The sequence below is a fragment of the Rhodopirellula sp. J20-39 genome, assembly GCF_057365095.1.
This window is the reverse complement of the sequence record NZ_CP195123.1, coordinates 7,432,705-7,447,445: the sequence shown is the minus strand read 5'-3', so window position 1 is coordinate 7,447,445 and position 14,741 is coordinate 7,432,705. Positions and strand designations below refer to the sequence as shown.

Annotated in this window: 10 protein-coding genes; 4 read left to right on the top strand and 6 right to left on the bottom strand. The window is 55.5% G+C overall.

The window, feature by feature from the left end:
- Window positions 1-3 precede the first annotated feature (3 nt).
- The gene (locus ACR3ZL_RS26950; RefSeq protein WP_473649999.1) at window positions 4-1,143 is read right to left on the bottom strand and encodes a trypsin-like serine peptidase; all 1,140 of its coding nucleotides are present in this window, start codon (window positions 1,141-1,143) and stop codon (window positions 4-6) included.
- A 338-nt stretch (window positions 1,144-1,481) separates the two neighbouring features.
- Here ACR3ZL_RS26950 and ACR3ZL_RS26945 point away from each other — a divergent pair, with 338 nt between their 5' ends.
- The 4 genes from ACR3ZL_RS26945 (at window position 1,482) to ACR3ZL_RS26930 (ending at window position 6,797) form a co-directional block, all read left to right on the top strand.
- Complete coding sequence (locus ACR3ZL_RS26945) at window positions 1,482-2,825, top strand: sugar porter family MFS transporter (RefSeq protein ID WP_486173615.1); 1,344 nt, start codon at window positions 1,482-1,484, stop codon at window positions 2,823-2,825.
- A 138-nt stretch (window positions 2,826-2,963) separates the two neighbouring features.
- Window positions 2,964-4,292, top strand: a complete 1,329-nt coding sequence (locus ACR3ZL_RS26940) for an asparagine synthase-related protein (protein ID WP_473650000.1) — start codon at window positions 2,964-2,966, stop codon at window positions 4,290-4,292.
- Window positions 4,293-4,347: 55 nt separating this feature from the next.
- Window positions 4,348-5,313 (top strand): archaeosine biosynthesis radical SAM protein RaSEA, encoded by a 966-nt coding sequence (locus ACR3ZL_RS26935; protein ID WP_473650001.1) that lies wholly within the window; start codon window positions 4,348-4,350, stop codon window positions 5,311-5,313.
- Window positions 5,314-5,315: 2 nt separating this feature from the next.
- Window positions 5,316-6,797, top strand: coding sequence for an NAD(P)/FAD-dependent oxidoreductase (locus ACR3ZL_RS26930; RefSeq protein ID WP_473650002.1), 1,482 nt, complete (start codon window positions 5,316-5,318; stop codon window positions 6,795-6,797).
- A gap of 444 nt (window positions 6,798-7,241) precedes the next feature.
- On the opposite strand, the gene ACR3ZL_RS26925 is transcribed toward ACR3ZL_RS26930, so the two are convergent.
- The 5 genes from ACR3ZL_RS26925 to ACR3ZL_RS26905 all read right to left on the bottom strand — a co-directional run bounded on the left by ACR3ZL_RS26925 (window position 7,242) and on the right by ACR3ZL_RS26905 (window position 14,273).
- Window positions 7,242-8,627 (bottom strand): hypothetical protein, encoded by a 1,386-nt coding sequence (locus ACR3ZL_RS26925; RefSeq protein WP_486173109.1) that lies wholly within the window; start codon window positions 8,625-8,627, stop codon window positions 7,242-7,244.
- Window positions 8,624-11,047, bottom strand: coding sequence for a hypothetical protein (locus ACR3ZL_RS26920; RefSeq protein WP_486173108.1), 2,424 nt, complete (start codon window positions 11,045-11,047; stop codon window positions 8,624-8,626). The genes ACR3ZL_RS26925 and ACR3ZL_RS26920 overlap by 4 nt, the downstream gene beginning before the upstream one ends.
- Window positions 11,044-12,015: an ABC transporter ATP-binding protein gene (locus ACR3ZL_RS26915; RefSeq protein WP_473650006.1), complete on the bottom strand. Its 972-nt coding sequence runs from the start codon at window positions 12,013-12,015 to the stop codon at window positions 11,044-11,046. The genes ACR3ZL_RS26920 and ACR3ZL_RS26915 overlap by 4 nt, the downstream gene beginning before the upstream one ends.
- A gap of 163 nt (window positions 12,016-12,178) precedes the next feature.
- The gene (locus ACR3ZL_RS26910; RefSeq protein WP_473650007.1) at window positions 12,179-12,589 is read right to left on the bottom strand and encodes a GntR family transcriptional regulator; all 411 of its coding nucleotides are present in this window, start codon (window positions 12,587-12,589) and stop codon (window positions 12,179-12,181) included.
- A gap of 190 nt (window positions 12,590-12,779) precedes the next feature.
- Complete coding sequence (locus tag ACR3ZL_RS26905) at window positions 12,780-14,273, bottom strand: alginate export family protein (protein WP_473650008.1); 1,494 nt, start codon at window positions 14,271-14,273, stop codon at window positions 12,780-12,782.
- Window positions 14,274-14,741 lie beyond the last annotated feature (468 nt).

Below are 14,741 nucleotides of genomic sequence, written 5' to 3'. Positions count from 1 at the left end.
CGATCATTCGAAAGAGTGTTCGATGAAATCGTTGTTGAGTCGTTCTATCGTGCGCGTCGTCCACAACGATGAGGTCAACGTCATCAGGTTCGGTTCGGACGGATTGTATCGCAGTCGTGCGTGACCGGATGTGAGACCGACGGCGACATGCTGTTGCTTAGTGGGATCGTAGTAGACCCAGGGGCATCCGCTGGCACCGCCGCCGAAGTGGGTGGCGACGACCGGCGAAAATTCATCTTCGCCGCCACCGCTGACTCCAAACAAAAATCGACCGCGGCTACGCCAAAGTTGCTTGCCGAAATCAAAACCACTGCCCGCGGGATAGCCTAGGATGTCGACCCAGTGGTCGTCAAAGAATGCCACATCATCGAGTTCTTGGATTGGCAACTCGACGCCCATGATGTCGCCAATATTGCAATCGACACGACAGATCGCAATGTCGTTGTTCGTCAAAGGGTTGTCGAGATAGGCTTTCGGCACGATCCCCGATGTGATCCGGCACGCGGGAGTTGGAGTGGACGAATAGAAATCGTATCCAGGATGGAATTCCAAGCCTCGCGACCACTCGCGTTCGTTTGAATCGAACAGATTGTGGGCACAAGTCATGATGGTGTTGGGGCCGGTAATGAATGCCGAGCCGCTGGCGAATTGACCAACATGTTTGCCGGGTAACATGATCGCGAGCTTTCCAATCGCGTTTGCGATCGTGCTCACATCGGCGGGGATGCTCTGTTCCTGTTTCGAAGGTGTGTATCCCGCGGGCCACGCTTGCGGTGAACTCCAAAGTGGCGAGTCTGCCAAAGCCGTGGCGAACAGCGGCGTCAGTGGGCCGGTGCGTAACCGAGCTGGATTGGGGTATCGTCGCGCCGGACGCAGGTTTTGCAACGTGCCGGGATCAAGAGGCTGGTCATCGACGCGGCCCAGCAAGGATCGATCGGACGGACCCGGCGAGTTTTCGGGGACGTTGGATTGCAATGGGTTCCTACTGGACCGGCCGACTCGGGTAGGCTGATCGACTCGGGCGTTTTGCTGAAGCCAAAGCCCACGTTGAGTCAGGAACTCGTGTGATTGACCGGTGAAGGAGCGAGTCGTAACGCGATTGTCTCGCGGGTTTGCGTTGGGGTTCCGCGCGTCCGTCATCATGGATTCCGTGCTTGCTGATGAGTTCGTTGGTTGGAACGAGCGAAATCATTCGCTGGGATCAACTCGACAAAGAGACTTCGCATCATGCGGTCCGAACCCGCTCGGTGTGAGTGGCCGGTGTTGCTGGCTGCTAATTCACGAGCTTTCGATTTTTTAGCTTCCAATTTGTAAGCGTGAACATCAAATGCGATTGGGCGGGCGATCCATCACTGTCCAGCGATTCGGCGATTTCGTCAAGAGTTGAAATCGCCAAGCCCGCACCTGCGTTCGAATTGCGTATGATGATCGGTTTTCGCAAGCGAACTCTTTCCAACTTCATTCCCCATATGGCTGTCCCCATGCCGAGTCGACTCATACGTTGGTCGCTGACCTCTGCCCTGGCCGGATTTTTGTTCGGCTTCGACACTGTTGTGATTTCTGGAGCCGAAAGCACGATCCAGGCATTGTGGTCGTTGGGCGATGGCCAACACGGACTGGCCATGAGTATGGCATTGTGGGGCACCGTGGTGGGTTCGTTGTGTGGTGGTTGGCCGACGGATCGGTTTGGGCGTAAGGCAACGTTGTTGTGGATCGGAGTACTTTATCTCTCATCGGCGATCTGGTCGGGACTGGCAACGGACGTCTATTCGTTCATGTTGGCTCGATTTATCGGCGGTTTAGGGGTCGGGATCTCGACCGTTGCAGCCCCGCTGTATATCTCCGAGATCGCGCCGGCAGATCGTCGCGGTCGACTTGCTGGCTTGTTCCAGTTCAATATTGTGGTCGGCATTGTGGTCGCGTTCGCGTCCAATGCGATGCTCGGTCGGATCGGTGAAAACGCATGGCGATGGATGCTCGGTGTGGAAGCCATCCCTGCGCTTATTTTCAGCCTGTTGTGCATCGGGTTGCCCGAGAGTCCACGTTGGTTGATCTCGCGTCGTGGTGATGAAAAGGAAGCGACTCGTATCTTTGGGTTGGTCAGTCCAGAGGCATCACCGCAAGAGATCGCCGACCGCGTTGAGCAGATTCATCAAGCGTCCGAAGAATCGGATTCGTCAGAACGTTTTTGGACGATGCGTTTGCGGGTTCCGATCGCGTTGGCCTTCTTCGTCGCGTTCTTTAATCAGCTATCTGGCATCAACGCGATTCTGTACTTCGCCCCACGTATCTTTGAAATGACGGGTCTGGGGCAACAAGCGGCTCTGCTTCAATCGATAGGGATCGGTGTCACCAACCTGATCTTCACTTTCCTAGGGTTGTGGTTGATCGACCGATTGGGGCGACGCACGCTCTTGTTAATTGGTTCGGTGGGCTACATCGCATCTTTGGGAACGTGTGCATGGGCGTTTCATAGTGAAAACTTTGACATCGTTCCGGCGTGCATCTTCGCCTTCATTGCAGCCCACGCGATCGGTCAAGGTGCCGTGATTTGGGTGTTGATTTCAGAAGTCTTTCCGAACAAGCAACGTGCTGCGGGGCAATCGCTGGGCAGTTTCACTCACTGGATTTTCGCTGCGATTCTGACCTCCGTCTTCCCCATGATGGTGGGGGCGTTCGCACCTTCGCACGTCTTTCTGTTCTTCTGTGGGATGATGGTGTTGCAACTGATTTGGGTGCTGTTCTTCGTGCCGGAAACCAAAGGGGTGGCACTCGAAGACATTGAAGCGAAGCTTGGGATCGCGCCGGCGGCTAAGTCAGCGTAGCTTGTCGGTATTCGAAAACTGTTGCTTGGTCGTCAGCTTGTCCGGCACGATTTCGTCGGCTGACAAGGTGATGGTGTTCGGGCTAGAATTCGTCACCTGCCTTCTTTGCCCTACCTACTTTGACCCTGAGTGTTTGACATGCACGACCATCAATACGTTGAGCGTTTTGTTAGCCTATTGGATGACGATGCGAATGCGTTGTTTAACTCGTCCGTGCAAGACGCCGTGGCGCTTTTGGGCGCTGGTGACGCGGAAAGTTTGCGGCAGGTCGATGGGCAGTTTGCGTTGGTGCATCGCAGTGGCAACATCGTCCGCATGGCCCGGTCGATCGGGCGTCCGATGCGGTACTTTTTGGCCAAGCAAGTAGCCGGCCCGTGCTTGGTGGTTGCCGAACGAATGGATGAGATTCGTGATTGGCTCAAAGCCGAGGGGTTGGAAGATCAGTTTCATCCGTCTTACACGCGAATGGTGCCCGCCCACCACATCGTCGAGATCGCTTTGTTGGGATGTCCGGATCCCAATCCTGTGTACACCCGTTTTTTCACGCCGCAACGCAATCGGCTTTCGACAGACCTCGATCAGATTGGCTACGCGTATATCGCGGCACTGCAAAACGAGATCACATGTTGGTTGGATCATATCCCACAACACGAACCCATTGGTGTGTTGTTCAGCGGCGGCATCGATAGTGGGGCCGTGTTTTGTGCCACGTATGATTGTTTGTTGAAACGTGGCGAATCGCCGGCGCGGTTGAAAGCATTCAGTTTGTCGATCGATCAATGCGGACAGGACGCGGAACAGTGTCACCAATTCTTAAGCGATCTAGACTTAAGCATGTTCTTGGAAGTGATTGACGTGCCGGCATCCGCGATTGATTATCGCGAAGCGGTGGAAGTGATCGAAGACTACAAGCCGCTGGACGTTCAAGCGGCGACGATGGGCTTGGCCCTTTGCCGCGAAATTCGAAATCGCTATCCCGATTGGAAGTACTTGCTCGATGGCGACGGCGGCGATGAAAACATGAAGGATTACCCTATCGAAGAGAACAGCGAGCTGACGATTCGCAGCGTGCTGAACAACCTGATGCTGTATCACGAGGGCTGGGGCGTCGATGCGATCAAGCACTCGTTGACCTACAGCGGCGGTCAGAGCCGCGGCCATGTGCGATCGTGGGCACCGGCGAGGAAGTTTGGCTTTCGAGGTTTAAGCCCGTTTGCCCTTCCTAATGTGATTGAAGTTTCCGAGGGGATCCCGTTCATCGAGCTGACCGATTGGGAACACGGCAAACTCTACAACTTGAAAGGCGAAGTCGTCCGGCGCGGTGTCGAACAGGTAACTGGTTTAACGATGCCGGTATTCGAAAAGCGACGTTTTCAACACGGTGCGGGCACCGATGCCACGTTCACGGAGTTGTTCCCGAGTGATGAACAGAGTTACCGCGACGCGTTTCGCAAGGTATTCGCGTGAGTTTGAATGAGGCCTCGCGAGACTCCGGTTTGCAACTCACTTGGCGTTGGGCCGTATGAGTGAACCGCAGTGGTCCGACGCGGCGATCCTTTCCGCCCGTGGGCCTCGGAACTCAGTCGACCTAAATCGCCCCTACGCAATGTTGGTCGAGCCGGAGTACTCGGCGGCGGGCGTGGTCGAGGATGTGGCGACAGTTTTTCTATCTAACCGCGAATGCGTTTTTCGCTGTCTGATGTGCGATTTGTGGAAGAACACGACCGATGCGCCGATGCCAGCCGGAGCGGTCGTTCGCCAGGTTGAACATGCGATAGCGGAGCTCCCCGTCGCTCAACACATCAAGCTCTACAACAGCGGCAATTTTTTCGATGCACGGGCGTTTCCGCGGGGCGATCTTCCTAAAATAGCCAGGCTCGTTGCCGGTTACCAAACCGTGATCGTTGAGAACCATCCCAAGTTGTGTAACGACAAGGTGATCACGTTTCAGGATGATTGCGGAACGCAGCTTGAAGTGGCGATGGGGTTGGAAACGTCCCACGAGCCGACGTTGTCACGTTTGAATAAGCAGATGACGACTGGTGATTTTTCGAACGGCTGCGAGTTCTTGTTGAAAAATCAAATTCGCGTCCGTGCATTCGTCTTGTTGCGGCCGCCCTGGACAACGGAGACGGAAGGGATTCAGCAGGCGATCGCGTCGGTTTGGTTCGCGTTTGAAAACGGCGTCGATTGTTGTGCGGTCATTCCGACTCGGCAAGGGAACGGAATCATGGATCGGTTGTTAGCAACGGGTGATTTTCAGCCTCCGTCACTGCGTTCGTTAGAGGCCGTGATGGAGGAAACGTTGTCCTGGCGGAAGGGACGCGTCTTTGCCGATCTGTGGGACCTGCAGCGATTTTCGAAGTGCGACCATTGTTTCGATGCCCGGTACCAGCGACTTCAGCAGATGAACCTGTCACAAACGGTTCAGCCTAGTGTTATCTGTGGCATGTGTTCCGGTGACCTGAGTGACTCGGACGAGGGATAACGATGGCCGAAAACACGTATGACGTTTTGGTGTTGGGATCCGGCTTTGGCGGTAGTTTGCTGAGTGCGATCTTGGCGAAGTCCGGCTTATCGGTCGCGATGGTCGATCGAGCCAAACATCCGCGTTTCGCGATTGGCGAATCGTCCACTCCACTGGCCGACTCGGCGCTAGCCAGGATCGCGACGGACTACGATCTGCCAGAGTTAATGCCGTTGACGAAGTACGGTTCTTGGAAACGATCGCACCCGGAACTGACATGCGGACTCAAACGTGGGTTCAGCTATTTTGGGCATCGTCGTGGTCGGACGTTCGATCCGCGTGACCAATTGATCGTCGCCGCCAGTGCGTCAGATGAGGTTTCGGACACGCATTGGTTGCGCAGTGACGTGGACCAATTTTTGTTTCAATTGGCGAATAAAGTTGGTGTCACTTCGTTGGAAGGTGTGGATTATCAACTCGCAACCAACCCAGAAGGCTGGAGTTTAACGGGGGCAAGCGATTCGTCGCCAGTTTCACTGTGTGCCGGTTTTGTAGTGGACGCCACCGGGCCGGCCGGTGTCGTGCTGCGAACGCTGGGGATTCCCGATCAAGCGGGCGTGTTGAAGACCCGGTCGCAAGCGGTGTTTGGACATTTTGCGGGCGTACGCTGCGTTGCCGAAATGTTCGACAAGAAGGGCGTTAGTCGTGGTCGGCATCCTTTTGCATGTGACGCTGCGGCCGTTCATCATGTCTTGGATGAAGGGTGGATGTGGCAGTTGCGATTGGATGATGAAACGGTCAGTTGTGGGCATCTTCTGCGTATGAACGATGTTGCTGAAAGTCAGCGAGTAGGTGCCAGCCGTGTTTGGGAGGATCAGCTCGACGCTTATCCGTTTCTTGCTGAACAGTTTGCCGGTGCGAGGTTGGTGCGTCCCGCCGGTGGACTGCAAGTCACGGGGCGATTGCAGCGATTGACGACGGTTGCCGCAGGCTCGAATTGGGCGGCACTTCCATCGACAGCAGGTTTTATCGACCCACTGCACAGCACGGGAATCGCTCACACCTTATTTGGAGTACGACGCATCGCAGCGGCGATGTTGGGTGACGACGGTCTTCGGAAGCAGCGGTTGCAGGCATATTCCCAAGCGGTGATTGACGAGCTGAAATTCATCGATCAATTGGTCGAAGGCTGCTACGCGGCGCTACCCCATTTCCAGCTGTGGAGTGCTTGGTGCATGCTCTATTTCGCGGCAGTGACCTCGCAGGAACATACTGACGATCCGGCTGGCGTGTCGTCGTTCTTGGGGGCAGACGATGTTGAGTTTCGTCGGATGCTGCTGGTGGCTCGGCAGAAGTTCCAAGCGACCCTTGAAGGCGTTCCCTGTCCGGAGGAAATGTCGTCGTTTGAAAACTGGCTTCGCAGCGAGTTGCAACCGTGGAATCGAGTTGGCTTGCTGAGTCCCGAAGCCGCAGGGATGTATTCCAGCACGGCTGCGCCGATATGAAACCTTGGGTTGGCTGAGTCTCATTCAAACTAAAGATCGGCAACTCTATTTCTGGCGGAGCGGACGAGGCAAAGAGCTAACGATTCCTCGCAAGTCCTTCCCCGTTGGCCAGAAAATCGAAGATTCGGTCAATCGAAGTTTGCCACGAAGGGTCGGGACATTCTTTGGGAGAGTAGAACGATTGTCCTCAATCGTTCGGGATCGTTCTTTTGCGTGGAATTCCCAAGCGATTGCGACAATCGCTCTACAATGAACACGCACAAACACGATCTCGAATGGCGGGAATCTGCCTCTCCACGACCCATTGCGTTACTGATCGTTCCGTCGTTCCTAGAGCATTTTGGGGAATGCTGTAGGCTGTAGCGGAAGTCGTCAAGACTTTCGATCTCCACGTCTGGTCACGAAACTCTTGACGAGTTCGGTTACGACAAAAATCAAAATGCTCTAACGAATGAAAATCACCTTCGTTTCATCAATCTTCGTGTGATCGCCGCTCTCCATTGGCATTCGGTTGTCATGGTAATACCAGGTACCATTGCCGCTGCTGTTTCCGTATCGCCAGAGCACCAGTTCTTTGCTGGGGCGTAGTATCCGGAAGTAATAGAGTTGACCTCGTTCGAGGGCATTTTCGGCAATCAGCGGGGCTGCCTGAGTCAGTTCGGCTTGTGATTGTGGGAACTTACCGGTTCGGCGTTGGTACTGCTTGATGGCAATCGCGGTCAAAGTCCAATCACGCACTTCGACCCATTCTTCCAAGTATTGGCCAATGTGTGGCAACCAAAAGGAGTTCGTAAAGGGAGACCCTTGATGACTGGCCATCGGAATGGAAATGCAATCGATCGCATCTGGACTCATCTCTCGCTCGTATGGCTTGGCTAATGACCGGGCACTTCGCCATGGTTCCGGTGGGTGAGATTCAGCCACTGAATCCAGTAGGTTGAGCCAGCGATTGAAATGTTTGGCAGATAAGATGGCGGAATCGGCTTCGTCGCCTCGCCATGAACGAACGCTGAAACGATGTCTATTTAGCTCGGTTAAACGCATCGCCCGTGTTGCTTCGACGCCGTTTTTCCATCGCTGAGACAAGTTCATTGGCTTTGAGATGAGGCGTGTTAGCTCGGTGAGTTGTTCGTCAGACCACGCGTCTGCACGCAACGATTGTCGAATCAGGGCTAGCTGAGTTTGGTACTGTTGAAAGATGTTGGTTTGTTCAAGTGGATGCCAGGCTCCATCCAGTCTCTCAAGCGTATCGCCCATGCGTTGTAAGATTTGGATCGCTTGTTCCGTATCGCCCCTATAAAAGGCGATCCGGAACATTTCCGCATCCTGTGTTGTTAGGTACCACGTTGTCCCGGTCAGACTGGAGGAAATTCGTTCGCCGTCAAAAACGATGGGCATCCAGACGTTGCCACTTTGCTCAGATAGCCTTTGTCGGATTGCGTCGAGACTCTGCCAACGGTTCGCTTGAGCTTCGGCGATCGGCTGTTCACTCCACTCTTGTCCTGGCAGCGGCATGGGTTCCATTCGATTTAGGTCTGCAGTGCGGCGAACCACCTCGTCGTTGAACGCTCGGGAAGCAAGCAGCACGTCGCTCCATGCTCCGGTGTGCGTTCGGCTGGTGGATGCGTCGTAGGCCTTGGCCAATGTCACGCTGTCGGTTGGGATATTGTGCGCCGACCATTCCGAAATGCGCTGCTCGGTTTGCTGCATGCAGGCGTATGATCTCGCTAGTGAAACCACAAGGACAGCCAGCAACATGACTGGCGGTGCCAACAAAGCCAACCAGAAGCCCCAAGCCCTTTTTGAGTCATGTGGATGAACGCGCATCATTGTTTCTCCCAAGGGGCAAACCAGCGTTGGCAAGGTACGAGGTATCGGTGGATCATTGGCGATACCTGGTTAGGATCCAGTCCCGGTTGCAAGCGATCTGAATAGGGTGATGTGGAAAATGGATGTTCGGCTCCGTTGAGCAGCGAGTCCATCTTTTGACGCGTCAGCAAGGTTGATTCGCCTTGCTGGCCTTGGCTGATGAGTTGAAGTGCCAGGGCAACGAACGCGTCGACACCATCGTCATGAACCCAGGCTCTTTGAGTCATGGGAACCCATTCAAACCATTCCGTCGTATCGATCCCGCCGAGTTCGGGCCTTCCCTGGGATGAGCGACGGTGTTGTGTGTATTTCCACCAAGACACCAGAACCGCGCGGCGTCGAGCGTCTTGTCTGCCCTGAAAATCGCTCAGCATGGCCAGCACGGCCTTGCCGGATTTTGATTCCGCGTACTCCGACATTTCTTCCCGAGCTAGGCGGCGAGCGAGATACACTTCCAATTGATCGGCATACTCCTGGTCAATCCACCGGGTGCTGATACGCAGTCGCCTAGTCATCCGTGTCAGACAGTCCATCCATTGTAAAAGCATCGCTTCGGCTTCGCTGGAGGGTGATTCCATGTAGTTGAGCCGATGCAGTTCAGTTGTTGCGATCGCTTGCCAGACAATCGCGGCGTCGGCGAACAAACCGGTGTCGTCCTCACCTGGCATTTGAATCCACGACTCAGGCGCGTCCGAAAGCGACTGCATGATCTTCAGTTTCTCGTCGACCTTTTGGATCGGTCCGAACTCGTTGGTCAATTCGCGAGTCGCTCGCTCGACCAGCATCAGATTGGAAGCGGGGGACGGCATGGATGCGAGTTGTGCGGCTTCGGTTAATAAGATTTCTTTTTGCTCCGCGGGCATCGCTGGGAAGTCGCGGACAGACCATTTTGCCCACGCGAAGGGTGTTAAGACAAATGCCATCACCGCCGTCGCGTGTGCCACCCAGAACGGCCAGCGACGTGTCCCTTCCATGTGCGTTCGCATTGTCCACCAAGTCGCGATCATAGGAACGCTGATACAGAACACGACGATCCCCATCGGCAGTCGCATGGTTGAAAAGGCGGTTGCTAAATAGATGACCGATACGATCGACAGCAGCAGTGACAAAAACGCGCTTGCCGCCAAAATGCGGGCGACATGACTGGTCCACTGGGATACGGCATAAACCGTCGCGGTGACTAGGCACAGGAATGCCAATGACGGCATGGCATCACCGTAATAGTATCCTTGTTGATGCGAAATCCACTGGGCTGTTGCCAACTGGACCGCTGCGAACACCAGCAGTGCGGTGCAGCCGATCGAGACACCAATCACATGTCGGGAAAACCATGCTCGTCCCGGTGATACGCCGCGGTCAGCCAAAAACTTCATGCGCAGGCTGCTGCCATCTCCGGCGAATGCCATCACTCCCAGCCAGGACGCGCTGATGGTCCCGAGCAGGGCGATGATGAACAGCATGCTGTCTTGTGATGAAAATAGCTCGAACACAATCTGCAGCGGTAAGGCAATCGCAGCGGCCACGGCACCGGAACCTAGGATCCACAGCAATCGCGGTTGATCGTGGATCGATTGCCAAACCAACGCCAGCGTGGCGTCGAGAGGTTTCGGCGAGGACATTTCGTTGGGTGAAACGAGAGAGTCAGCCAATTGGATGCGTGAAGCCTTGGATCCCAGTTCCAGTGCTGGTTGTGTTGGTTCAAAATGTTGATGTGCTGATCGCAGCCCCAGCACGACCATTGCTGGAATCATCGGTATTGTGATTGCAAACGTGGTCATCAAGACTCGTTGCGGCGAGCCGTATCCGAAACCCAATTGCTGCCAAAGCCAAGTCCCGATCGATGCTGCCATGAATGGTAATACCGCCAGCGGCAGTAGCAACAGCAGTGCCGCAAAAGCAGTTCGGCATCGCCAAGCCGCAAACATACCACTGGCCAACAGGTAGACCGTGTGCGCAAACCAAAACGAAAAGTTGACGACCGGAGTTCCAGGAAGCCAATCGGGCGAAATTTGCTGAAAGGGCTCCCCGGTCGAGAAGATCATGATCCCGGTCAGCAACCACATCACGATGAGGCCCAGTAACGCCACCGCAAACTTCGTCGTGAAGAGTTGGTTGACCAGGATCGGTAGCGAAGCGGACCAGTCCATCGTTCGCGATTCTTTCTCCTGGCTAACCAGCAGTGGGCCTGCCCCCACGGCAAACAACGCGGGGAGTCCAAGGATCAGTATGCCTTGTAGCGATCGGGTGGGTGACGATTGCCCGCCCATTTGATAGAGCACAAAGAGCAGGCCGACGACACTGATCACCATCCAAATCAGTGGCATCGTTTGCCGGTATTCCTTCCAAAGCAATCCGCGAACCGAAGCCGACGCTGCAATCATGTCAACGCTCCCGCTTCATCGGATACGGCCGGACTTGCCAAGGCCGCATGAGCCGGGGGCGATTCGCCGGAGCCACCGGTTTCTTCTCGCGTGTAGGCGATGAAGATTTCTTCCAGCGACATCCGGCGAGTGTGTACGTCCTTGACCCCGGGAGATGCCGCCAGAACCGGAATCATCTCAGGCTGAAAATCGCGAACGATCATCTGACGTTGTCGTCCCTCGACCGACTCGCAAACGATGCTTGCCGGCGAGGGTGGCGGCGGTTGGCTGATAAGCGGATCGTCGATGTTGAGCGTCAATTCGGTCATTGACTCTTTGAGTTGGTCAATCGGCTCGCAGCATCGCAGTTGTCCTTGGTGCAGGATCGCCACTCGATCGGCGACGCGTTCGACTTCCGAAATCTGGTGGCTGGAAAGGAACACGGTTCGTCCCGCCACCGCTCGCTCGATCATGCTTTCAAGGAACTCACGGCGTACCATCGGATCCAAACCTGAGGTAGGCTCATCCAGGATTAGCAACGCCGGATCATGAGCCAACGCCAATGACAGAGCGACCTTCGCTCGCTGGCCTTTGCTTAAGTGCTTGATCTTGCGGTCTTCGGGAATCTTGTAGTGTGCGACCTGTTGGCGGTAGGTCGGAAGAAACCCGTCGTCGTAAAAGGATGCCGTGAACCAGCCGATTTCGCCCACCCGCATCCAGTCGTACAGCGAAGGATTGTCCGGCACGTAACCTACCCGGCGGCGTACCTGCAGGGCTTGTTTGACCGGATCGAGATCGCACACGCGGCAGGTTCCGGAAGTGGGCGTCTGGAAGCCGGTCAGGATCCGGATCAGTGTCGTTTTGCCGGCACCATTTTCACCCAAGATGGCGAACACCTGTCCTGCCGGGATGTCCAAGTCGACTCCGTTGAGCGCCTCGCAGCCTCGGAATCGCATCGTGAGTTGATGAGCGGAGATTACTGACGACATATCAACGAACTCGCCGAAAAGGAAGGAATCTGAAAAGTTGCCTAGCGGAACAGGAGTTAAGCAGGCACGGGTGGCATAGGCTTCCAGCCTGTGAATGAGGAAGCACAGGCTGGAAGCCTATGCCACTTTTTGTTTGCTCGAGCCTGCAACGAAACGTTTGCATCTAGTCCGGCGGTAGACCGGCGGGCGGGATCTTTCCGGCGAGTTGACGCAATTGGGTATCGACGACTTTCTGAATCTCGTCGGCATCCATTCCCGCTCGCATCGCCTCGGCCAACACATCGCGTATCGATTCGGCAATGAACGACCGCCGCTGCTTACGGCATGCTGCCGGCGCGGTCGTGGTAACGGCAACGCCACGGCCGCGAAGCGTTTCAATCAACTCTTCGGCTTGCAATTCCTGGAACGCCCGAGCGATCGTGTTGGGGTTGCATGCTAGTTGATGGCTCAGTTGCCGGACGCTGGGCAATAGTTGTCCGGGGCGAAGCGTTTGTTCCGCGATGGCAAACTTGACCTGCTGCACGACTTGCGCGTAGATCGGTTGTCCGTTCGACGGGTCGATGTGAAAGAACATCGTCAACGCGGCCTAATGAGTGTTGATGCCCTTGACGGTTCGCGACAGCTTGGCAAAGCGTCACAGTGCAAGTGCGTGTTGGTGTACTGGTTCGATAGTACACCTGGGCCAAAAGCGAGTCAAGCGATTTTCTTGGCTCGGCTGTGCGGTCTGCATCGCCTGCGTTCCCACCATCATCAACGCGTCAGGGCTAGAACCGCACGTTGAACTGGACGTAGGTGAATTCGCCGTCACCGCCGGTCGCACCGTTGGGGGCGATGCCAGCAGGTCCGCCTTGAATGACGGGGCTGTCAAAGTAGTCACCTGCCCAAAGGTAGGTGTAGCCGCCGATGAACTGCGTTCTGGGCGAGATGGTCCATCGAGCCTGCAGGTCCAGTTCATTGGCTAGCTGCCGTGAAGCCGATCCGCTGGGATCTTGATAGATCGGTGTGCCACCGATGGAGTAGACCGCATCTCGGCGGCTGGCTAACCAGTAGTTGTGGTATGCCAGATTGAACTGGATCTTTTCGGTCACCGCCGTGGAAAGTTGCAAGTTGAGATCATGCAAATTCTGGCGGTTGGTTAGGTCGGCGGCACCCAAGTAGTAATGGCCACGCGGGTTCAGTGGATGGAACGTGCCGTGAGTTCCATCGTTCAGATCGTTGTCGCCGGATGCCCAGTCATAGAACAACCAAACGGTGGTCGCGAAACTTGATTTCGCCAGCGTTCGACCAATCCCGCCGGTGAAGAAGCCGGCTGATTGACGAAGACTTGCGTAGCTGCCGAATTGGTAGCCGCCTTCCAGTTCGATGTGGTTGTCGTTGTAGCTGCGTTTGGTGCGTCCACCGATCGTATGGAGATTGAAGGTGCCGTCGTTCCCGTCGAAGTCGCTGACCACGGCGTCGCTGTCGGTCAAACCAAAGTAGTACAGTTCGTTCAGGCCCTTGTCGATATTGCGTTTGAAGAAGGCACCAAAGAACTGCCGGCTGGTATCGGGCGAATCAAAGTTATGGTCCTCCGGAATATGCTGCGAAGGGCTTAGCGGTTGAACCCAAAAGGCGTCCAGTCGCGCGTCGTCGCATTGCCACCACGTTCGCACACCGTCGTGATTCAGCGGCGTGTTCCGCCAAGGCCGACTGGAAACCAAACGTTGCGAACCCAGGTAAAGCTCCTGGCGTCCACCTCGCACCCACCACTCACTGCCTTCACCGTCGGATAGCAGTCGAGCATCGACGGCGAGGTTTTGGGCATCGAAGCGATTCAGTTCTGTCGCACCGGATGTGAACTCGTTGCCATCGCTGGTCGCATCAATGGCTTCGGCAAACAGTCGCAGGTTTTCGCCCCAGTGCACGTCGGCGAACAAACGCGTGCGATGCAGCAGGAAGTCATCGCTACGCCCAGCCAAACGCTGGCCTCGAATGTTGTTCTCGTTATGAAAGCGCATCCGGTACTGGCCGCCCAAATCAATCGTCAATCGATCCGTCGGCCGCAAGCGTTTCAGAGATTCGCCCAGGAAAGACTTTTCGACGTCGGTTTCGTCGAGGTAGCTGAAGTCATTCTCCAGGTTCGATTGGGCATAAGCCTTGCTTGCCAAGACCGGGTCACTGGCTTGCAATTCACTCGTTCCACGCACGGCAAGCAATCCAAGAGCGATCACGAGGCCAAGGTTCACCCCGAGTCGATTGAAGGCTGGCGTGGAAGGCATGGAGGTGGATCCTGGCGACGGAACGTTGACCTAGGTAGCCATCGTCCACAACACCCCGATCCACCTACCTATTCTGGGGCCCAGCGAATTGCACGCATAAAAACAATCGACCCCATCCTCAAAACCAGCACATTTTCACACGCCCGCCACACCGCCCATCGGCGAGCCCGATCGGCCTCATCGATTTCGATCGCAGCCAGTAGAAATCCATCCTCATCACCAATGCAGTGAAACCAGAACGCTGCAAAGATGTTGTTTGCAAAACGCTTCCAACGAACTGAAGAAACCGACGCAACCCAGCCTTATTGAATCCGAGACCCATCGGGCCTTAACGCACTGTGCTGTCGAGAAACCGTAGTCGGTGCAACTGGTGCATACTGAGACCAGCAACACCGACGCGTCGCAGGAGCATCCACCGGACCCGCCATCACCGCCATTCAAAATGGCATCAAAAAGTCCGCGCATCTC

Bases quoted from the DNA above. Each gene is read 5' to 3' on its own strand.
- ACR3ZL_RS26910 (WP_473650007.1), bottom strand. From the start codon at position 12,589: ATGTTCTTTCACATCGACCCGTCGAACGGACAACCGATCTACGCGCAA.
- ACR3ZL_RS26915 (WP_473650006.1), bottom strand. From the start codon at position 12,015: ATGTCGTCAGTAATCTCCGCTCATCAACTCACGATGCGATTCCGAGGC.
- ACR3ZL_RS26905 (WP_473650008.1), bottom strand. From the start codon at position 14,273: ATGCCTTCCACGCCAGCCTTCAATCGACTCGGGGTGAACCTTGGCCTC.
- ACR3ZL_RS26920 (WP_486173108.1), bottom strand. From the start codon at position 11,047: ATGATTGCAGCGTCGGCTTCGGTTCGCGGATTGCTTTGGAAGGAATAC.
- ACR3ZL_RS26925 (WP_486173109.1), bottom strand. From the start codon at position 8,627: ATGATGCGCGTTCATCCACATGACTCAAAAAGGGCTTGGGGCTTCTGG.
- ACR3ZL_RS26945 (WP_486173615.1), top strand. From the start codon at position 1,482: ATGCCGAGTCGACTCATACGTTGGTCGCTGACCTCTGCCCTGGCCGGA.
- ACR3ZL_RS26950 (WP_473649999.1), bottom strand. From the start codon at position 1,143: ATGATGACGGACGCGCGGAACCCCAACGCAAACCCGCGAGACAATCGC.
- ACR3ZL_RS26930 (WP_473650002.1), top strand. From the start codon at position 5,316: ATGGCCGAAAACACGTATGACGTTTTGGTGTTGGGATCCGGCTTTGGC.
- ACR3ZL_RS26935 (WP_473650001.1), top strand. From the start codon at position 4,348: ATGAGTGAACCGCAGTGGTCCGACGCGGCGATCCTTTCCGCCCGTGGG.
- ACR3ZL_RS26940 (WP_473650000.1), top strand. From the start codon at position 2,964: ATGCACGACCATCAATACGTTGAGCGTTTTGTTAGCCTATTGGATGAC.